The following is a 20,800-nucleotide window of genomic DNA, read 5'->3' as shown; positions in this document are numbered from 1 at the left end:
TAAGGCAACCGACACCGACCGGCCGTCACAAATCCTGAAAAAATCTGACATGAAACGGATGCTTCTGTCGGCAGAGACCCCGAATGGCTGGACGCGTTCGAGGCAGGAGTAAGGAATGCAATCTGAGCCGAACGGCATCACGATCGCTTCGGCAGACCGGTTCTCGGGAGCGGTCCAGGACGAAGCCGCACCGGTGCGCACTCGTCCGGCTGCAAGCCACGCCTGGGCCCTCGTGCCGATCGTGACAGCGTCGGGCTTTGCGGGCCTCGGCTACGAGATCGTGTGGACGCGCCAGTTGAGCCTTGCGCTCGGCACCGAGATGATGGCGGTGCTCGGTGTCATTGCCGGGTTCTTCGGCGGCCTGGCTCTGGGCGCGTTCGCGCTTGATGGGCCGATCCGCCGCTCGAAATCACCTTGGCGTGTCTATGCGATCCTTGAAGCCGTTATTGCCATCTGGGGCCTGATCAGCGTCTGGCTTCTGCCGGCGGCCGGTCGGGCTCTGCCTCCCCTGCTCGGCACCGAACCGTCTGCTGCCCTGCTCTGGGCCGGCAGCCTGGCGCTGCCAACGCTCGTGCTGCTCCCCGCAACGGCGGCCATGGGCGGAACCCTGGCCGCCCTGGAACGAATGACGCGGCAAGCGCGCGGCGAAGCGCGCGTCACGGCAGGTGTGTATGGGGCGAATACGGCCGGGGCTCTGGCCGGCACTCTCGCCTCCACATTCCTCCTGATCCCGGCGCTGGGATTTTCAGGAACGCTACTCTGCCTCGCCGGTGTCAACACGTTCTGCACCCTGGCCGCGCTCGCGTTCGGATCGGCGGCCGGCAACGCCGATGCAGAAGAAGGGCGGCCGCAGCGAATTCGGGACTTACGGATAACGATCACCTTGTTCGCCACCGGACTGTTCGGAATTGCATTCGAGGTCCTCGTAGTCCGGCTTGCCGCGCAGGTGATGGAGGATACCGTCTACACGTTCGCTGGACTGCTGGCTGCATATCTGCTCGGCACCGCAGCGGGGAGCCTGCTCTGGCAGCGGACCGGGCGAGATTCGCAGGATGGAAATCTCCGCGGCCTGCTCGCCGCAACGGCGCTCGCCTGCATCGCGACGGCGGCACTTGCGCCCTATGCCGGCCGCCTGGTCGAGACCACAGCCTTTGCGGATGTCTTCGGCGAACTGGCGGTGGCGATCGCACTGTTCCTGGTGCCCGCAACCGCAATGGGCGCATTGTTCGGCCTGCTGTCGCAACGAGTGAGCGATCAGCGCGGCTCCGTCGGATCGGCGGTCGGCATCAACAGTCTCGGCGCCTGCATCGCGCCGCTGGTGGCGGCGCAATTCCTGATTCCCGCCCTTGGCGCATGGACGGCACTGCTTGCCGTTGCGCTGGGCTATCTGCTGCTGCTGCCGCCCGGCCGATCGGCGCTGCCGTGGTCCGCCGCCCCGGCGATCTCCGCGCTCGTCCTGTGGCTCAATCCCGCGCCATCGTTGACGCGCGTACCGCCAGGCGGCGCGCTGCTTGCGGTCCGTGAGGGGCCGATGGCGACGGCGAGCGTCGTCGACGACGCCGTAGGCACGCGCTACCTCGCGGTCAACGGGCACTTCCGCATGGGCGGAACGAGTTCAACGCGATCCGACTACCGGCAGGCGATGTTGCCGCTGTTGCTTCACGAGGCTCCGCATCGGGCTTTGTTCCTCGGCATCGGCACCGGCGCCACCATGGTCGGCGGGGCGCAGATGCCTGGTGTCAGCGCGCAGGGTGTCGAGCTCTCCCGGGAAGTGGTGGACTTGCTGCCCTGGTTCGTCAACCCGGCGCCGGCTTCCGCGCCGCGGGTGAGCGTGGCGGATGCCCGCCGCTACGTCGCTGCGGATACGGGCCAGCATGACGTGATCATCGCCGACCTGTTTCATCCCGCGCTCGACGGCAGCGGCGCGCTCTATACGGTGGAGCATTTCGCGGCCGTGAAGCGTAGGCTCTCGCCCGGAGGCATCTTCTGCCAATGGCTGCCGCTATATCAGCTCGATCTGCCCTCGCTGCGCGCCATCGTTCGCGGCTTTCTCGACGTCTATCCCGACGGCTCGGCCTGGCTCAATCACTACAGCGTCCGGACGCCGATGCTCGCGCTCATCGGAACGCGGGACGGTGGCCATCTCGATACCGAGGCTCTGGCTGCGCGGCTTCGCGATTCCGCGATCGGACCCGTCGTTCGCCCGTTCGGGTTCGAGGCGCCGATCGATCTCCTCGGCCAATATCTTGCAGGCCCGCACGCTCTTTCCACATTCGTCGGCGACGGCCCGCGCAACACGGATGATTATCCGTTCGTGACGTTCGATGCGCGGCGAAATGTCCGTGCACTCACGGCAGCCCCCTGGTCACTGCTGCTCGCCGTCACGAAAGACATGCAACCGGATTCGAATGAACTCCTCGCGCACGCAGCCGAGCGCAACGCGCTGGGCGCACGTCTCGACGCCTATTGGGCCGCGCGCAACCGCTTTCTCGAAGCTGGAGCGTCCTTGCCGGGCGATCCGCGCGGAGCAGCCTTGATCGAAGCGGCATCGCCGGGCCTCATCGACGCGCTTCGCCTGAGCTCCGAGTTCGATCCGGCCTACGGGCCGCTGATGGGGATGGCGAGATCCCTGATCGGCTCGGACCGCGCGGCGGCCGCGCGCCTGCTGCGCCAGATCAATGAGGCGGCGCCGTCGCGTGGCGAGGCAAGGGACCTGCTACTTCGTGAATTCGGCCTGAGAATCCAATGATCCGCCGGCCTCACGGCGCAAAATTGATGCGATAGCCCCAGCAGTCCAGATGATCCGGGATAGCGTTGAAGGCGATCGTGATCCTCTGCCCGCCCTGATTCCTCGGCACCTCGTGGTAGAGGTAGCTCGGAAACAGCACGAGATCGCCGGGCTCAGCCTCCGGCAGGACGTACTTGCCCGCATTGAAGGGCCCGATGGCGGCGCTTCGCGTGTGATGCCGGAAGGAGAAGTCAAAACCGCCGGGCGGCCGCACAAAGACCGTCTTGCAGGCCGCATGCGAGGGCGTCAGATAAATGATGCCCGAGACGAAACTGTTGGCGTGGGAATGCAGTGTCTGGTTGCCGCCGGTCTCGAGCATGTTGGTCCACATCTCCTTGACGGTCCAGCGCAGCTCTTCGCCGAACAGCAGGACGCCGAAATCAACCAGCTTCGGCACGGCAAGCTCGGCGATCTGGCGGAACAGCTCGTTGTCGCGGGGATCCGCAACTTCGGTGTGGAACAGTTGGCCCGAGCGCAGATTGCCTTCGACGCGCGTGCCCCGGATCGCGGCCACGGCGGCTTCGTTCAGCGAGGGCGGAAGTAACCCCGGTGAGCGCAGCAGGGGAATCGGGAAAAGCGGCTCGATCTGATCCATGTCGTAACGTCTACCTGTTCTTGAAACGCGCGCGGACAATGCGCGGGCAAAGATGACGCCGCGATGACAGCGTGCAGGATCTCCAAAATCCGATCCTGCTACTCGTCGGGCCCAAGCACCTTCAGCGTCTCGCCCGGCCGCAGCTCATGGCGCCGTTCGCGCACCTCGTCAGAAGCACGCGCAGCCATTTCCAGGCATTCGTCGAATTCGCCGTTGCCGGCTTCGGCCATGGCCTGGTGGAGGTGCCGTTCGGCAATGTAGCGGGAGAGATGGTCGGGCGGCAAACCCGCGGCCAACGCGCGCGCCTCCGCGACCGCAGCGTTGCAATCGTCCCGTGTGGGTTCGTCCATGGCGGGCACGGCAGTACCAGGTGCGGCCACACCGCAGCCGAGGCTAGCGAAGAGGCCCAGTGCGCAGACGGTGATGCGAAACAGATACATCGAAGGCGTTCTGGCGGGATCAGTCATTTCCAAACAAGTACGGCGGGACACATCGCACGATGCGTCCCGCCGGATGGCCTCACATCGCGTCAGTGGTGGTCGTGATGATGATCATCGTCGTGATCGTTGTCAGCCCGCTGCCCGAGCCGGCGCGCCAGCTCGGCGTTGGTCTCGACCAGGAGCTTCGGCGAGCCTTCCAGCCGCACGAAGATCGGATTGGCGTAGAACCAGACGTTCGAGTAGGCCTGAACGTCGTGGGTCACCTTCTTGGCGCCATTCACCGTCTCCAGATGCGCCGGGCACGCCGGATCCGTACAGCTGACCTGCGCGTTGTTAGCATCGAGCAGCGGATTGCCAGCGGTATCGGAGACGTTTGGAGTGCCATTCGGAATGTTGGTTCCACGTGCACGGATGTAGAACGGCTTGGTGCCTGCGGTGAACGTCGTCGTGAACCGCAAGCGCACGCCGTCACGGTCGCCCCGATGCTCACGCTTCATCTGCGCCGCGGGAATCTGCCGGGCGATGGTTGCCGACGGATTGTACACGATTGCCGCGCCGGCCGCGCCCGCGGCATTCGCCACCGCGTAGTTGGGCGCGTCAGGCGCAACGACGCCCGTGATCTGGCCGGTGATCAGATCGACGTGGTCGAGCGCCGGCTTGTTGAGCGGCTGTTTGATCCCCACCGGCAACAGCAAAGGGTTGTCGAAGCTGTAAGGGCTGTTGTTCTCGTTCGGAACGGTCAGCTCCATCTCGACCGTGATCTTTTCGCCGGGCCTCACGATCAGCGTCTCGCCCATGGTCTTCCAATCGTCGCCGCGCGCCTTGGCACGGAACACCATATCCGGGCCGATCAGATCCGCATTGACCGAGTACGAGTTGCCCGAACGCATGCCGTCGATGACGTGCTGCGACGAGAACCGTCCGGCATTCGGAACATACAGCTTGGTGTACTCGCCGGGGATGAAATCGGCCGTCGTGAAGGAGTCGCGCGCACCACCCGCACCGCGACTGTGCCAGTCGGAACTCACATACATGAAGAAGTTGCGGCCTTCGCCGAGCAGTCCGTCCCACAGGCCGCCGACCTTCGCGGTGTAAATGCCGCTCATGCCGTAGGTGCCGCCGCCGACCGCGCTGGGGGTGTACGAGCCGGAACCGCCGCTGGCTCCGCCTTCGGCGAAGTGACCGGGGGCTTCGATGCCGAACGCAACCGTCGGGCCCGCGTTGTTGAAGTCGCGGAAATGCTCGATGTTATAGCCCTTGTTGGCGCTCGCACTGAACGGCCCCTGGCGTTCGGTGTGAGTCGGGATGATGTAGGACTGCAGCGGATAGTTCGTCTGCAACCACTTGACGCCTGTGAGCGCCTTCTGGTGGCCCGCCGTGCCCGTGTTGTTGACGTTGTCCTTGCCCGGCCAGAGCTGATTGCCACCGGCGTCGATGACGGGACCGATCGCGTCGGTGTCGGCGCGGTCGAAACGGTATTCGAATTCCGCCATCTTGTCCGCATTGCCGGTCCCCTTCCGCGGCTGCTGCCCGGTGATGACGGCGACGTCGACGTGTTCATGGCCAGGTGCGATCCACTCGAGACCCTCGATCAGCACCTTGTCGTACTTAGCCGAGCGATCGACGATGGTCGGATACTCGACCTCGCGGATCGACTGCCAGCGCCACATCTGTGCGCCGGTGCCGGTACCTTTCGGGGTGCCCTTCAGGCTGCTGATCGTAATCCCGTCGATGGTCTGGCCGAGCGTCTGGCTCCAGGTCGTCGTGGTCTGTCCCGGAAGATTGGCGCTGGTGTCGCTGAAGCGGCAGTCGCGGTTGCCAGAACCGCCGTGGTTGCCGAGCGTGAACCAGTCGAGGTCAAAATTGCTTCCACCAGCGGACGCGGTGCCGCGTCCGACCGCGCGGTCGATCGCGTAGCCGGCGGCAACCGAACCATCCGTGCAGGTATTGTGATTATGCATGTCACCGGCGACATACGGATTGCCGCGGCGCTCGTCGCGCCCCCACCCCTCGGCTGCAGCGCTCTGCGTCAGAGCTAATGATGCCGACGCGGCGGTCAACAGTATCGTCTTGCTAGATGGAAACATCTATCGCCCCTCATTCAAGTCAGCAGAAAATCTGGGAGTCCGAGCGGGCTCCCTGCGCGCCGCGATAGTGATCGGAGTTCCGATACAGCTTCGTGAAGGATTTGTGTTTCGGCCTGCGCATGTCCGCGCCGTCCGTGCGGCATCTTGTCTCTTGTGTTTCTCCATTGCATTTTCGCGCGTCGTGTGAGCGATAGAAGATGGCAGATGAAATGCTCTGCCCGATGAAACGCCGCAGCGTCGTGCTACGAGAATTGGTGACAACCGCATGTCAATGCAAGCGACACCTGTTGAAGTGCAGTCCTTCCCGAGATCGGGCAACGGAGGTTCGGACCCGCACGCCGATGTCGTGCGCGGCACAACGGAGCCTTCGCGTTCCCTTGTCGCCGTGCTCGCGCGGCTCTCGCGCGAACCCTTGCTGCACTTCACGTTGCTTGGAGCGATCATCTTCGGCATCGACGCCATGCTGCATCCGCCCGTCAAGGACGAAAAGGTCATCACGGTCACCAAGGCGATGCGCCAGTCCTTCATCGACAATTTCGACGAGGACAAGGAACGCGCCCCTTCCAGCGAGCAGCTCCAGAAGATGATCGACAGCTGGGTCGCGAGCGAAATCCTCTATCGCGAGGGCAAGGCGCTTGCCGTGGACCGCGGCGACGAGACGATCCGCGATCGGATTGCCTACAAGATGCAGTTGCTGATCTTCGACCAGGTCCGCGTCCCGCGCCCCTCGGACGAGCAGTTGCAGGCGTGGTTTGCGGAGAACCACATCCGCTTCGACGAGCCGGAGCGCGTGTCGTTCTACATCACCCCGCCCACGGACCAGGCCACGGCACAGCGCCAGCTCGAGGACATCGTCCAGCAGCGCGAATCCGAGGAGCTGCAGAACCTCACACGCGCCATCCTCGCCCGGCCGGTCGCGAGTCTCTCGGCGTCCTTCGGCGAAGATTTCCGTGATGGACTCCTGAAGATGCCGGAGGGGGAATGGAGGCTGCTGCAGTCCAAGGACGGCTGGCACGTCGCTCGGCTGGATTCCCGGCGGCTGGGAAATCTTGCCAGCCTCGACAAGGTTCGCGATGAGGCTGGCAGGGTCTGGCATACGGAGGAGACCCGCAAGCTGGCCTGGGAAGCGGTCAAGCGGCTCAAGGCGTCTTACCAAGTGCGATACGAGCCATGAGGGCGACCCACTATCTGCGATTGGCGCTGCTCGCCCTGACCCTGGCCCTCGCCGCGCTCATCCGGCCTTCGGCACTCAATGCGCATGAAGCGGCGATGGGCGTGCTGGAATTCCGCGAGGTCCGTCCCGGCGCGTTTGTCGGCCGCTGGAGCATCGAGCCCTCTATCGGTGCTTCACGGGTCGATCTGCGGATGCCGTCCCACTGCTTTCTCCGCCTGCCCGAGATGAATTGCGGCCAGAAGGGGCTAGTCGGTCCGATCACCATCTCCAATCTCGGCTCAAACATGTCGGTCGTCCTGATCAAGGTTATCCCAATTGAGGGCGAGCCGCGCAGCTACACGATCTCGACGGCCAATCCCGTTGTCACCGTCCTTGGCACTGACGCCCCGACGCTCGAGGCATGGATCGAACTGGCCAAGACTTATGTGAACTACGGAATCGACCACATTCTGCTCGGCGCCGATCATCTGCTGTTCGTGCTGGGCCTGATCTGGATCGTCGGCGGCGGCTGGCGTCTGGTGAAGACGATCACGGCCTTCACGATCGGACACAGCGCCTCGCTTGCCGCGGCAGCTTTCGGCGTGATCGGCGTGCCGGAACGCCCGCTTAACGCCTGCATCGCATTGAGCATCGCGTTCGTCGGGGTGGAAATCGTCAAGCAGCAGCGCGGCGAGATCGGACTCACCGCCCGCTATCCCTGGATCGTGGCGTTCACCTTCGGCCTGGTTCACGGCATCGGCTTCGCAAGCGCCCTGGCGGGACTTGGGCTGGAACGACGGCTCCTTCCCGCAGCGCTGCTGTTCTTCAATATCGGCGTGGAAATCGGACAGCTTGCCTTCGTGCTGCTCGTGCTCGCATTGATCTGGGCGCATCGACGGCTTGATGCCGTCGTGCCGCACTGGGGCGAGGCCCTCCCGGCCTATCTCATTGGGTCGGTGTCGATGTTCTGGTTCTTCGGCCGTCTGGCGCGCGTGTTCGCCGCGATCTGAGCGAGAGTCGCACACAATGTCTTTACGCATTCCTCAAGCTCTCACGACCGCGATCGCTTCGATCGCACTGACGCAACCGGCTCTTGCGCACGAGCAGGCTGGCGTGGCGGGTGGCCTCGTCAGCGGCCTGCTCCATCCGATCACGGGCATCGATCATCTGGTCGCAATGGTGGCCGTCGGGATCTGGGGCGCGCAGCTCGGCGCCCCCGCAATCTGGATCCTGCCGATCACCTTCCCGCTTGTCATGGCGATCGGCGGGGTGATGGGCGTGCTGCATGTTCCGCTTCCGATGCCGGAGCTGATGATTGCCGCCTCCGCCGTGATCCTCGGGGTTTCCGTTGCCGCCCGGTTGCGCCTGCCCTTTCCCGCTGCCGCCCTCGTCGTTGCGATCTTCGCGATCTTTCACGGTCATGCGCACGGAGCCGAACTTCCGCTCGCGGCGAATGCGCTGGCCTATGGGGTTGGCTTCGTCACCGCCACCGGCCTCCTGCACCTGTTCGGCATCGCGATGGGCACGTTGACGCGCTGGCCCGCCGGCGAGCGCATTGTTCAAGGACTTGGGGCCGGCATCGCGGGAATTGGCTGCTATTTCCTCGCTCAGGGCATCGGAGCTCTCGCATGAAACTGAAACCCGCACGGGCATTGATGGCCGCGGCGATGCTGCTTGCCGGCGCGAATGCCACCGAGGCGCATATCGTCGCGGCTCGCCTCGGCGATTTCTACATGGGTGCGGTGCACCCCGTCACCGATCTTCAGGATGTCGTTCTCTGGACTGCGACGGGCGTGCTGGCTGGCACGCTCGGGTTCGCCAAGGGGCGCTTGCTCATCCTGGTGTTTCCGCTTGGACTGCTGGTCGGATTATCTCTTGGAAACGTCTTCGGCGCGGCTCCCGCACAGCTTGCGGACGCGACAATGATGCTCGCAATCGGCATGCTGCTCGCGGCAGCGGCGCAAGTCCCCACGCTCCTGCTGTGCGCAATTGCGTTCGCAGTCGCCGTGATACGGGGCGCAGCGAACGGCGCTGACCTCGGGCCCGAAACCGACCGGCTGCTGTTTGCGGCCGGATTGGCTTGTGTGGGCTACGGAGCCATCACGCTGACGATGGCGCTGACCGCGGTATTCAAACGAACGAATTCGGACAGCGCAATATCTTGGCGATCCATCGCCGTTCGTGCTCTCGGCGGCTGGATCGCGGCTATCGGTCTGATGATGGCGAGCCTCGCACTCGCAGCATGAGGGGCCGCGAAGATCCCCATCCGCCGCCAGCGGGAACGCGATCGCAAGCCAATGATGCGGGGGGGAATTCCTCCGATAGCGGGTTTGTCATGAAGCCGGTGACACGATCCGGGTGATAGGAGCCCACACACCAAATCGCAGCGGTACCGTCATCCGTATCGACCCACACACTTAGCTCGGCCAGCCGCCACCGCGGAGATTGAGCTATCGGTAGCGCCCCAACTGCACGCCTGACGAGGTTCGTAAACCACAGCGTCCCAAAGATTCGCGCTTGCAGGGCACCGCGTTTTGAACTTGACGCGATCCGGGGGAGCCGTTGCTCCGTCTCACGAAGATATCCAATTTGATCAGCGGGAGCGCTGGCCCGGCAATGTCCTATCGCGCCGACGACCAGTATGCGGACGGACAGAACATTGTGCGGGACGGTCGGCCGTCAAGAGAGCGGCGCGCAATCACTCGAAGATTACAGCGCCTCACCCAATCAGATCGAGCTCGGCATGCGGATCGCGTCCATCATCGGTGCCCCGATCGCGATCTGCAAAGCGGCCACGAGTCCGAAGCTCAAGAGCGCATCCACCGTTACGAGAACTCCGCTCGGTTAGCGATTGCTTGGTTGTCGCCGGAGGATTTTCACCGCATCCGGGATTTTGCGGACCGCTCCACTGAACGATATCGCGGTTGTCATCTTGACGTCGCCGAACACGCCGGGGCCACTCACCGCAGGCGATTGGTGGTGGCGATCGGATGCGGCGCTTTGCAATTTTTGCCTCCTCCATCACAAATGTGATGTTTGCGTTCTGAGGATTGAACAATTGGCTCACACGCATCAACATCAATCTGAAGAGATAGTTGATAGTGCTTCCCCCGATCATCCTTCGGATTAAAGCGATTCCGTCCGACGTCCGGATAAGATGGTCGTTTTTTGCAGCCGCGTCATAGCTGGCCGACCCACTGAGAGGAACGATAAGAATGATCCGGCAAGTCAAATGGGCGGGAGTGATTGCGGTCGCACTTATTATTCCCAACTTCGCACCTGCCAGTGCAGCAGACTTAGCGTACGTGAAGAGCCCTGCTTCAACGGATGCCAACAATTTCTTCTACGCCGCGATCCGAGGTGGTGGAGGCTGGTCGGATATGACAAATCTTGAAGCCATCAATCCGCGAGTTACCGGGATTGTAAGCACCGGAGATCAATCCAGCTTCGGCTTTGGGTCGTTTGCACTCGGGACGTCCAAAGGACTTCCCCTTCGTCTCGAGCTCGAAGCAACAATCCGGAACACGACGAGTCAAGAGATCAACACCGTTGGGGCATGTACGGCCGCGCAATGCGGCGCCAGTATAAATTTCAACGGCTTCAACTCCATCAGCATAGATTCAAAACGACTAATGTTGAACGCCTACTATGACGTCCCTATCAATTCGACGTTCAGTGTATTCGGCGGTGCGGGCCTGGGTGTCGCGAATCTCAAGACTTCGGGCAACCAGCATTATACCGTGGTCCAAAATCCTGGTGCTGGACTGCTTGTTGGGTCGATTTGGCCGCAACGCTCTGAAAATAATCTCGCTGGCTCAGTTACTGGAGGCGTTTCGGCCAACATCAACTCGGTTTTGGTTTTGGAAACCGGCGTCCGGTACGTTGACATGGGGAGATATCGTACGGGGTTGAATACGAATTTGTTCTCTGATGAGTCTTTCTCCGCGCGCGTCCGAGCCGTTGAAGGATTTGGCGGTTTACGATTGCGTTTCTGAGGTTTTGACAGCTGGGACGTTATCAAACTCACCGCCGCTCCAAAGGCGTCTCCGAAGAGGACAAGCAACTACCCAAAATAAAGGGCTCCTTTGGACTCGGCATGATAGACAGGCAGTTGTCTATCGGGGCAATGCCAATCCCTTCTAATATCCATCTTGGGCTCGCAACGAGTGCAGGGCGGCGAGCAATTAGAGTAAGTAGCTCGTATATCTCTGTAATATCGTCATAATTTTTGTTTTGCTTCAGCAATCCCGCCTCTGCTGCTTTGCGCCGTGCGCGAGCAAGAAACTCCAGCCGCCCTACGTCCATTGCACGCTTCTGCCGTGCTGATGACGCGTTCAAAACCCTCATTTCGATGAGCCTGGCCGGACGATCGCTCTATTCACAACCGGCTTCCGCCACCTGCCCCTGGAACAGGCGGTAGACGACAAACGTATAGGCCAGCGTAAGTGGCATTACGAAGAGGCCAGCGCCCCAGAACATGAACGTCAAACTTTCTCCCGGCGAGGCCGCCTGTTCGACAGTGAGCGCGAACGGAATCGTGTAAGGCCAAAACGAGCAGGCGCCGATCCAAGGGCGGTTGTCACCGTCCCAAAATAGCGCCGTAGCGGGGTCATCGGCCTTTTCTTCCAGGCTTCGCGCAAGTGCAGTCTCCAAAGACGGTCGCTTCGACCAAACGCCAATAGACTTCGACTATATTCTTATCTCCAGAGCACCGTCCGCTTGTCACCTGCATCTCGGGTCCAAACCCTGACAGGGTGGCAGTGAGGCTCACCATCATGTAATGGAAAAGAATCGGGTCGACTGCAGGAAGCAAGCGTTGTTTTTGCGCCGCGACAATCTGAGGAAGCAGCCTTCCAAGAAGCGGCGACAAGACGGTCTTCGCCACCCACTCGAGCCGCGGATTGTTGGGCAGTGCCTGCTGACGCATGAAGCGGTGAAACTCGGGGAACGCGACGGTGAAACGATAAAGACTCTCGTATTCCCTCCTCAATCGGGCAAGCGGCGACAAATCGGCACTCTCCGGCGCCACGCGCCCCCCCAACGAGCCGCTGATCTGCGCGAAGGCATACTCTCCTGCCGCGCGCCATAGGACGTCCTTGCTGCGATAATGATATGTAATAAGCGGATGCTGCAGATCGAGCCTATCAGCGATCGCCCGAATGCTAGCTCCCTCGAAGCCCGACTCAGCAAACTCAGCGATGGCAGCATTCAGAATCTGGGCCCGCGTCTCGAGCGAGCGCTGCTGTTCGGCCCTCTTGCGCGGACGCGCAGATCGCTTCTCCTTTGATACTGTCTTCGCTTTCTTCCGCATTCTGACTGGCTAATACTTTGGCTGGGAGACGACGCTGCACAGCGAGTGAGGAACGATAGTCCGTTTTCGACTGACTGCCGCAAGGTAACGCAGGCTTCCGCAAACGCTGTGCGTGGCCAGGCAGGTACCAAATCGGCCGCCAGGAACAACCGGGGCTTTTGCAGCAAAGCTGCGCGTTTGATAAATGCTGCCCTTTTTCTTGGAAACGGCTTGTGTTCCCCTCCCCAGTGACGTGCCCGCATTATTGTCGACATGGATGCCCGGACACCATAGTGGCGGCATATCGCAATACATTGCGTCAAGCATCACGAACGCCTCGCAGTACTGGTCGTGAGTCGGATCGAGTATCTCGTCGTCTTGCGCGGTGAATCGCCAATCCAGTGACATCATGATGGCATGCCCGGATCTGGCGAGACGCCGTGCGGCAGCGTCGCTACTGCCGGCCTCGGGGCCCACCCACACTCTACTCCCACAACATCACCTGAATGGTACCACTGCCGCAGTGGGGTCAGCGCGGCTCGACGAAAATGGCGGCTTTGGAACGGTAAAGCCCCCGAGCTTCTCTGACTCCGCGCATTTCGTTCATCGCGGCAAAAGTCTAGCAGGATCAGTTACAATTGATTTCATCAGCTAGTCTCTTCTTGTCTATTCCTGCTGTGTCGACTGCAATGGCCGTCTCGGACTACCGGGAGGAAAGACTAGCGGACAGCCAAATCCGCCAAAGGCTGGTAGTCAGACAATGTGAATCGAGAGCCGCGTGACGCAACGCCCGCCACCTGGTGCATCAAGCTCGACGCCCCTGGGAAGCGTTTTCGGCTGACACCCCCGGGTCACTCCAGAATTCCGCTGCCAGAACGCCACCGGCGTAATGCCAGGGCAGCTGGAGCGTTAGAGTTGCCGACCCCTGCGCCGACCGCGGGACTGAAACCCCTTGAGCATCAAAAAAGCCTCCGTTCCATTCGAACGCCGAGGATTGCGCTGAAACGGCTTACGCCAAGAGAGATTCCTGATCTTGTAGGTCCATGCTGCCGCTTAGCGGATTTTGCCGAGGCCAGACCTGACGGATCCTCAGAACAGATGCATTGCTGCGAAGCAGATTTTTGGACATGCAGCCGTGCGGAAACCGCTCTGCGCGCATGGTAACATCCACTCACGGCACGCGCCTCCGATTTCGGTTTCTCCTCCTCGGCTCTTACAAAGCCGCACCCGATCCGGAGCCACGTTCGGACCACCGCGCTTAAGCGGCTCAGATTGCGTCCCGCAAGTCAGGGTGGTTGCTTGAGATCTTCAGTTTATCGATCAATCGCTTCGCCTTCAGGAGGTCAGGGCTATGGAACCCCTCCACAAACCTACCATAGACAGCGCTGAGCAATTCCAGTGCCGCATGCGGATTCGGCGCGCGCATTTGGCCCAGCGTTGTTGCAGCTCGTAGCTCAAAGGAAAGCGCTCCCTGATGGCCTGCGAGCAGAGCAGCACGCCGACAAAGATCGACACCATAATCCACCCGCCCGTCCGCTTCGGCTACCACACCCTTTATCCGCAAGATTTCGGGCGACCACCAATGTTCGGGATCGTTGATATCATCTCTGTCGTGTTGCAGAAGTATCGATCTGGCCTCCCCTAGCCGGCCGAGATTTGCGGCAGCCTCTGCAAGTTCGCTCCTCATGATTGGATGGAATACGCGGATGTGCGATGCGTCTTGCAAACGCAAGCCTTCCTCGACGAGCCGGCGCGCCTCATCAAATTGGCCGCGTCGCGCCTGGCAAAGGCCCAGCATCGACAACCCAAACCCATGGAACTGAACTATCCTATGCGTCCGAGCATGCTCGACCAACTCAACCATGTCGGCTTCGATCTCGTCGATATCGAGCTCGACGAAATAACGAGTGAGGCCGTTCCACATGCCGGCAACTGCGATAGGCAGCGGGAACTCCAGCGATCTGGCCACGGATACCGCTTCGCTACCAGTGCGGAGAGCCTGTTCGGGCGATCCGGTCAGCCACAAAAGACACGAAAGATTACCAAGGCCATCCGACAATCTATCATATCCGGTTTGCTTCATCATGGCCAACCGCGACGCTTCTGTATCCACCGCAATGAAGCGCTGATAATGGCTCATTGCCTTATCCAGCCTTCCGAAGTGCAGATTCGATTGTCCCAGCATCCATTCTGCTTGACCGATCGCCCCGGGGTTGCCGGAGCGCTCGGCCGTGCGCAGGCAGTCTTCGGCTACAGCAAGGCAGTCGGCGTAACACGGCGTACGAACCTGGAGTGCCCACAGAGCAAGATGACAGCTCATCTGGCTTTCGATGTCACCGAGGCTCACAGCGAGACCGAATGCCTTGTCCCAGACGGATTTGAATTCGCCGATATTACTGGCAGTGAACAGCAGCGTACTCGCGAGAGCCATGCAGATTCCAAGCTGCTGTGGCAATGGCGCGGGCGTGTAGTCAAGGAGCTTCGATGCCGTCTTCATCCAATCACGGCACTCGGTAAGAAGGCCCAGGCCGAGCCAAACCGTCGCGGACAACGCAGCGAGTTGTACTCCCATTTCGGAATCGCCTGACCGCTCGAACGACCAACTGAGCGCCGCGCGAATGTTGTCGATTTCCGCCGCCAGCGCGCGAGGGTCTTGGTTTTCGCGCGCCGCTTGGGCCAGCAGATCGCGATAGTAGATAGCGTGTCGCCGGCATAGATCGAGGTTCTCACCTGCGCGCTGCAGCTTTGACTCGGCATAGGCCCGGGTCATGTCCAGGAGCCGATAACGCCTCGACGCGCCGGGATCGGCGGACGCGAGAGACTTCGCGACTAAACCTGCGATGATCCCGTGAACTTCTAAGCTTCCCGGCTCGCCACCCGCCGTCACGCGGTGGACCGCATCAAGCGTGAACCCGCCTTTGAATACCGATAGTTGCCGGAACAGCTTTCTTTCATCCTCCGAAAGCAGATCATAGCTCCAGTCGAGCGTCGCATTCAGCGTTTGCTGACGAGGCGGCGCCGTCCGCCGTCCAGGCCATAGCAACGCGAACTGGTCGTTGAGAAGCGACGCGGTTTGCCGAATGCCGTAGGCTGCGACACGACCGGCGGCGAGTTCTATCGCGAGCGCGATGCCACCGAGCTGGCGGCACATCCCGCTCACGATCTGCGCGTCTTCGTCGACGAGCCCGTTACTACCATCACTTACAATACGATTGACGAACAACTGCACGGCCGGATACGCAAGAGCTTCGGTAGCGGTGAGTTTCTCGTCCTCTGGCGGGCTGGCCAGCGGAGGCAGCAGGTAAATGTGCTCGCCTTCCACCCGCAACGCTTCGCGGCTGGTCGCCAGAATGTAAAGGTCTGAGACCTCTCGAAAGAGGCGCTCCGCAACCCTGGCCGCTTCCGCGATGAGGTGCTCGCAACTATCCAGGACGAGCAAGACGCGCTTGCCGCGAAGCTGCGTGGCCAGTTCCGGTATCGGATCTTGCGCCCGGACTGGAAGGCGAAGGGCGGCGGTGATCGCTGGCGCGAAACACGTCGGAGAGTCGACAGGACTAAGTTCGACAAGGCACACCATACCAAGAAATTGGTCAAGGAGGTTATGAGCGACGGAAAGGACAGTTGTGGTCTTTCCTACGCCTCCCGGCCCGACGACGGTCACAAACCTGCTTGCAAGCAGTTTGCCGCAGATCTCGCGAACGTCTTCATTTCGCCCCACCATTCGGGCGAGTGGCGGCGGCAATAGATATTCGGGCTCGATAGCGGGAGCCGAGCCTGGCAATTCTTCCATCGTACCCCGTACGACTGGGGCGATAAGACAATAGCCGCGGCCGGGCACATTCGCGAGGCAACGCGTACCATCGCAGTCAAGCGCTCTACGCAGCGCCGCAACATGCACGCGAAGACTTACGTTCTCGACAAAAACGTCTCGCCAGACCTTCGCGATCAACTCTTTCTGACTAACGACTTCGCCGGGTCTATCAGCTAAAGCGAGCAAAATGTCGAACGAGCGACTTCCGAGCTTGACGACCTCAGCGCCCCTCATCAGCAGACGTTGCGACGGGAAGAGCTTGAATGTTCCAATGTGGACAACTTCGTGCAATGAACGATCCCTGCTGGGGATGAGGTTTTCAGTGCGTCACCCTCTCGAGTGCCGGTCTAGCCCTCACCAACGTCCGGCAGGCGCGATGAGCATGTCGTTGTGAGTTCTCCCCTACGAAGCCGTCATCGACTGCAACCAAGAACGAGATCTGCGCTCGACTTCAAACAATTTTTACGATCGTATAATATAACGAGCGAGCTTGATGGCAACGGGCTTCACCTGCTCCTACTATATTCGTGAACAGACGTCCGAGTCGGCTCCACCAGGACCGCTCAGGTTCTGGTGGCAACGTGCCGGAGCGCATCGAGATCGACGCTGGCGTCGCAGCCAAGTCCCCTTCAGAAGATGGACGACATCTTCGGTCGAAACGTTGCCCACCGCCCCTTTTTGCGTAGGGTTAGTCGCCCAGCCAGCCGACGGCGCCGTCGAAACTGCGAAGCCCGAACTGGCACAATGCGTAGATGTTAGTGATCGCTAAGCCGTAGATATCGTGGTGGTGGCCGTCGAGAGATTGGACCGGCACATCCTTGGTCACCAATTCGTGCATGCGCAAGATAGGTGCCGTGCCAACGCCGATGGTGTCGCCACCGGGAGTTACTCCTAAGTCGGGGCAACGCCGTCCCCGGCCATCCCTAAGTCGGTCCCTTGCGAGGCGTTAAGCCGCGATGGTAACTCAGCTCGGCGAAGCCCGTTAGACAGGTTACATTCGACTTGCGCCGCTTTGCTGCAAATGCATAAACGCGATCGCAAACATGGTTCTGCGATAGCGCCGCGATGCCGGCGAACGGCATCCGTCCCACTCCGTTCATGGATACATCATCACTTCTGTCCCAGAGGTCTTTCCGTTAGTGCTTGGGGCCTCACCTTAGCCACGCGAAGACCAGGAGCGCCCCGCTCAACTAACTGTCGCGCCTTCTGACCAGCCGTACGCTCGCGATCGCGACTTGCCTGGCGCCATGCGGCACCAGGAATATAACGAGAAATAGGAGCACACCGAACACTGCACCCGAGAGGCCCTTCGAGACGCTCTCCGCGATATTCGGCACGAAGATAATGAAGGCGGCCCCGACGATTGAGCCCGGTAGCCAGCCCACGCCGCCGACCACCATGCCAAGGAACAATGAGATCGCGAGCGCGATGGTGTAGCTGTCAGGTGCGACGAATTGCACGACGATGGCGCCAAGCGAGCCGGCGATCCCTGTGACGCCCGCAGAAACGCCGAAGGCCAGCGTCTTGTACAGCGCTACATTAACGCCCATGGCGGAGGCCGCGATCTCGTTGTCGCGGATCGCCATGAAAGCTCGCCCAGTACGTGAGCGCAACAGGTTTCCTGCGCCGACATAGACCGCAATTGCGACCGCTAGCGTGAAATAATAGAGCCACATGTCCTGGGACATCGGCAAGCCGAACGGCGCGTCGGGCTTCGTCACCACCAGGCCCTGTACGCCACCGGTCCAGGGTTCAAGAAAGTTGAGCTTGAGAAGTTGAGGCATTGCCGTCGCAAGCGCAAAGGTCGCAAGCGCAAGATAAACGCCCGACAGCCGCAGCGCCGGCTGGCCGAACAGGAAACCAACCGCAAAGCACACGATGCCGGAGATCGGTAAGGTCAGCGCGTAGTTGACGTTGTAGGTCTCCATCAAGATCGCTGATGTATAGGCGCCGACTGCATAGAATGCGCTTTGGCCGAGCGAGAACTGCCCCGAGCTGCCAGTCAAGATGTTTAACGCCAGCACCGCGAGCCCGTAGATCAGGAGCATCGTCATTTGGAAAATGAGGAAATTCTTCACCACTAGCGGCGCGAGCAGCAGCACGCCGAGTAAAGCCAGCGAGGTGCCGGTATTGAGCGTCATGGACCGCTTCGGTACGGCTTCGACGGCTGTGGATTCGGTTGCGAATTCTTCGACAGCGCTCATGGTCAGACTCGTTTCACGACGGCACGGCCGAACAGACCGGCGGGTTTGACGACTAGGACAGAAATGATCAGCGCAAGCGCGATCGGTAGCTTCAACTCATTGCCAACGCCCGGAATATAGGTACCTGCCAGGTTCTCAAAGATGCCGACTAGGAAGCCACCTACCACGGCACCAAGCGGGCTTGACAGGCCGCCGAGCACGGCTGAGGCGAAGCCGTAGACCAACGTTCCAAGCATCATGTTCGGTTCCAGGAACACGACCGGCGCAATCAGCATGCCGCCGACAGCGCCGATCGAGGAGGCCATGCCCCAACCAAGCGCAATCATCCAGGATGTGTTGATGCCGACCAGCCGCGCCGATTCAGGCAACGAGGCGGCGGCCCGCATCGCGAGCCCGACCCGCGTGTACTGGAAGAAGAAGTAGAGCCCGCTCAAGAGAAGAATGGTAACCCCGATCATGCCTGCCTGGTGGGTCGAGATCAGTCGACTGCCAAGCAAAGGCGCCGATCCGAACGGGGTCGGATATTGCTTTATGGTAAAGTCCCAGATGAGTCCGGCAGAGGAATTGAGGACCGAATAGAGGGCGATAAAGCCTGCGACCTTGGTCAGAATCGGCGCTTTATCAAGCGGTTTGAACAGAATGCGCTCGATGGCGATACCGCTGATAAAGGAGAAGCCGATCGTGAGGATGAAGGCCCCCCAATAAGGCATGCCCCACTGCATCATCTGCCAGGATACGAAGGTCGAGAACATCGCCATTTCGCCTTGAGCGAAATTGAGTTGATCAATTGCCTGGTAGATCATGACTACCGCCAATGCGAGGCACCCATAGATCGCGCCAGTGGAAATCCCGGCGAGGATTTGGTTGGTGAAAAGCTCCATTGACGCTCGCTCCTTAGTAGCCCAAGTAGGACTTGCGGACATCTTCGTTGTTAGCGATGTCCTTAGCGCCACCCGACATGACAATGCGGCCGGTCTCAATCACATAAGCCTGGTCGGCAAGCTCAAGCGCGAGCTGCGCATTCTGTTCGACCACCAAGATCGAGACCTTCTCCTCGCGGTTAATCTTGCCAAGGATCGAGAACAAGTCGCGCACGACCAGCGGCGCGAGCCCGAAAGATGGCTCGTCGAGAAGCATCAGCCGCGGCCGCAGCATCAGCGCGCGTGCGACCGCCAGCATCTGCTGCTCGCCACCCGACAACGTGCCGGCCTGCTGGGTGTGGCGCCGCTTCAGTACCGGGAAATAGGCGTACATCCGCTCGATATCGGAGGCGATGCCGGCCTGGTCCTTGCGAGTGATGGCCCCGAGCTGCAGATTTTCTTCCACCGTCATTGCGGTGAAAGTGCCGCGGCCCTGCGGTACATGGGCAATGCCGAGCCGCACTATGTTTTCGGTCGACCGACCGCTAAGCGAGCGCCCCTCGAACTCGATCGCCCCTGTCGAGCGTACCATGTTGCAGACGGCGCGCAGTGTTGTGGTCTTACCCGCACCATTGGCGCCGAGCAGCGTGGTCAGACTCCCTTCGTCGAGCGAGAAATTCAGCCCATGGAGAGCCTGCACCTGGCCGTAGAAGGCGCGCAAATCCTTGACTTTCAACAGCGCCGTCATTGGTCTTTGCTCCCGAGATAGGCCTTGATGACGTCGGGGTCCGCCTGCACTTGGCCAGGAGTGCCTTCAGCGAGCTTCCGGCCGAAATTGAGCGCCACGACGTGGTCGGCGATCGACATCACAAGCCCCATGTGATGCTCAACCAGGAGCACAGTGATGTGGCGCTCGTCGCGGATCTTCCGGATCAGGTCGCCGAGCACATAGACCTCTTCATGGTTGAGGCCGCCGGCCGGCTCGTCTAGCAGCAGTATCTTTGGATCAGCTGCGAGGGCGCGGGCGAGCTCGACTCTCTTCTGGGTTCCAAACGGCAGCCCCGCGACGATGCTGTGCGCTACGTTTTCGAGGTCGAGATAGGCAAGGATCTCACGGACCTTTTTGTTCACCTCAGTCTCGCTGCGGCGAACCCAAGCCAACCGGAGCGAGTCACTAATTATGTCGCTGGAGGTTCTGGAATGGGCGCCGATTCGCACATTGTCCATCACCGACAAGTTCGCAAACAGCGCGACGTTCTGAAAGGTGCGACCGATGCCAATTTCGGCGATCCGGTGCGGCGGCCTCGTCAGGATGCTCCGGCCTTCCATCAAGATGTCGCCGGAGGACGGCTGGTAAAGCCTGCTCAGGCAATTGAACAAGGTCGTCTTTCCGGCGCCGTTGGGGCCGATCAGACCAAGAATCTGCTCGTGCCTCAGCGCAAAGGAAACGCCGTTGAGCGCAATGATGCCGCCGAAGGCAACCCCTAGGTCGCGCACCGCCAGCAGCGGTTCTTGATTGGCCAATTGCGGACGGTTCATGGCGCCTGCCAATCATGAGTGATCAACGTTGAG

Annotated in this window: 18 protein-coding genes; 6 read left to right on the top strand and 12 right to left on the bottom strand. The window is 61.0% G+C overall.

Translation table 11 applies throughout. The annotated features are described in order from the left end of the window. The first annotated feature begins 115 nt into the window (after window positions 1-115). Window positions 116-2,749, top strand: coding sequence for a spermidine synthase (locus ACLFLU_RS17515; RefSeq protein ID WP_426413405.1), 2,634 nt, complete (start codon window positions 116-118; stop codon window positions 2,747-2,749). A gap of 10 nt (window positions 2,750-2,759) precedes the next feature. Here ACLFLU_RS17515 and ACLFLU_RS17510 read toward each other — a convergent pair whose 3' ends face one another. From ACLFLU_RS17510 to ACLFLU_RS17500, 3 genes are all read right to left on the bottom strand, one after another. Beyond that, window positions 2,760-3,383, bottom strand: coding sequence for a 2OG-Fe(II) oxygenase family protein (locus tag ACLFLU_RS17510; RefSeq protein ID WP_426413404.1), 624 nt, complete (start codon window positions 3,381-3,383; stop codon window positions 2,760-2,762). Between the two features lie 98 nt (window positions 3,384-3,481). After that, window positions 3,482-3,823, bottom strand: coding sequence for a hypothetical protein (locus ACLFLU_RS17505; protein WP_426413403.1), 342 nt, complete (start codon window positions 3,821-3,823; stop codon window positions 3,482-3,484). An 89-nt stretch (window positions 3,824-3,912) separates the two neighbouring features. Further along, window positions 3,913-5,910, bottom strand: a complete 1,998-nt coding sequence (locus ACLFLU_RS17500) for a hypothetical protein (protein ID WP_426413402.1) — start codon at window positions 5,908-5,910, stop codon at window positions 3,913-3,915. A gap of 265 nt (window positions 5,911-6,175) precedes the next feature. Here ACLFLU_RS17500 and ACLFLU_RS17495 point away from each other — a divergent pair, with 265 nt between their 5' ends. The 5 genes from ACLFLU_RS17495 to ACLFLU_RS17475 all read left to right on the top strand — a co-directional run bounded on the left by ACLFLU_RS17495 (window position 6,176) and on the right by ACLFLU_RS17475 (window position 11,058). Beyond that, a complete protein-coding gene (locus ACLFLU_RS17495; RefSeq protein WP_426413401.1) occupies window positions 6,176-7,084 on the top strand; it encodes a peptidyl-prolyl cis-trans isomerase in 909 nt (302 codons plus the stop codon). Next, window positions 7,081-8,073, top strand: a complete 993-nt coding sequence (locus ACLFLU_RS17490) for a HupE/UreJ family protein (RefSeq protein ID WP_426413400.1) — start codon at window positions 7,081-7,083, stop codon at window positions 8,071-8,073. The genes ACLFLU_RS17495 and ACLFLU_RS17490 overlap by 4 nt, the downstream gene beginning before the upstream one ends. A gap of 16 nt (window positions 8,074-8,089) precedes the next feature. Further along, window positions 8,090-8,695 carry a HupE/UreJ family protein gene (locus ACLFLU_RS17485; RefSeq protein WP_426413399.1) on the top strand — a complete coding sequence of 202 codons (606 nt, stop codon included), beginning with the start codon at window positions 8,090-8,092 and terminating at the stop codon, window positions 8,693-8,695. Next, window positions 8,692-9,309, top strand: coding sequence for a HupE/UreJ family protein (locus ACLFLU_RS17480; protein WP_426413398.1), 618 nt, complete (start codon window positions 8,692-8,694; stop codon window positions 9,307-9,309). The genes ACLFLU_RS17485 and ACLFLU_RS17480 overlap by 4 nt, the downstream gene beginning before the upstream one ends. A gap of 969 nt (window positions 9,310-10,278) precedes the next feature. Then, a complete protein-coding gene (locus ACLFLU_RS17475; RefSeq protein WP_426413397.1) occupies window positions 10,279-11,058 on the top strand; it encodes an outer membrane protein in 780 nt (259 codons plus the stop codon). Between the two features lie 379 nt (window positions 11,059-11,437). Here ACLFLU_RS17475 and ACLFLU_RS17470 read toward each other — a convergent pair whose 3' ends face one another. The 9 genes from ACLFLU_RS17470 to ACLFLU_RS17430 all read right to left on the bottom strand — a co-directional run bounded on the left by ACLFLU_RS17470 (window position 11,438) and on the right by ACLFLU_RS17430 (window position 20,767). Next, window positions 11,438-11,716: a cytochrome d ubiquinol oxidase subunit II gene (locus ACLFLU_RS17470; protein WP_426413396.1), complete on the bottom strand. Its 279-nt coding sequence runs from the start codon at window positions 11,714-11,716 to the stop codon at window positions 11,438-11,440. Continuing rightward, a complete protein-coding gene (locus tag ACLFLU_RS17465; RefSeq protein ID WP_426413395.1) occupies window positions 11,673-12,374 on the bottom strand; it encodes a TetR/AcrR family transcriptional regulator in 702 nt (233 codons plus the stop codon). Before ACLFLU_RS17465 ends, ACLFLU_RS17470 begins: the two co-directional genes overlap by 44 nt. 9 nt (window positions 12,375-12,383) lie before the next feature. Beyond that, window positions 12,384-12,764, bottom strand: coding sequence for a hypothetical protein (locus tag ACLFLU_RS17460; RefSeq protein WP_426413394.1), 381 nt, complete (start codon window positions 12,762-12,764; stop codon window positions 12,384-12,386). Between the two features lie 856 nt (window positions 12,765-13,620). Beyond that, entirely contained in the window at window positions 13,621-16,455 is a 2,835-nt protein-coding gene (locus ACLFLU_RS17455; RefSeq protein WP_426413393.1) for an ATP-binding protein, read from the bottom strand. A gap of 397 nt (window positions 16,456-16,852) precedes the next feature. Beyond that, a complete protein-coding gene (locus ACLFLU_RS17450; protein ID WP_426413392.1) occupies window positions 16,853-16,978 on the bottom strand; it encodes a hypothetical protein in 126 nt (41 codons plus the stop codon). A 376-nt stretch (window positions 16,979-17,354) separates the two neighbouring features. Then, a complete protein-coding gene (locus ACLFLU_RS17445) occupies window positions 17,355-18,368 on the bottom strand; it encodes a branched-chain amino acid ABC transporter permease (protein ID WP_426413391.1) in 1,014 nt (337 codons plus the stop codon). Window positions 18,369-18,370: 2 nt separating this feature from the next. Beyond that, entirely contained in the window at window positions 18,371-19,249 is an 879-nt protein-coding gene (locus ACLFLU_RS17440; RefSeq protein ID WP_426413390.1) for a branched-chain amino acid ABC transporter permease, read from the bottom strand. Between the two features lie 13 nt (window positions 19,250-19,262). Beyond that, complete coding sequence (locus tag ACLFLU_RS17435; RefSeq protein ID WP_426413389.1) at window positions 19,263-19,976, bottom strand: ABC transporter ATP-binding protein; 714 nt, start codon at window positions 19,974-19,976, stop codon at window positions 19,263-19,265. Further along, window positions 19,973-20,767, bottom strand: coding sequence for an ABC transporter ATP-binding protein (locus tag ACLFLU_RS17430; RefSeq protein WP_426413388.1), 795 nt, complete (start codon window positions 20,765-20,767; stop codon window positions 19,973-19,975). Before ACLFLU_RS17430 ends, ACLFLU_RS17435 begins: the two co-directional genes overlap by 4 nt. Window positions 20,768-20,800 lie beyond the last annotated feature (33 nt).

The sequence above is a fragment of the Bradyrhizobium ganzhouense genome (assembly GCF_049949285.1).
Lineage (GTDB): Bacteria > Pseudomonadota > Alphaproteobacteria > Rhizobiales > Xanthobacteraceae > Bradyrhizobium > Bradyrhizobium ganzhouense.
This window is presented reverse-complemented; position numbering and strand designations above follow the sequence as displayed.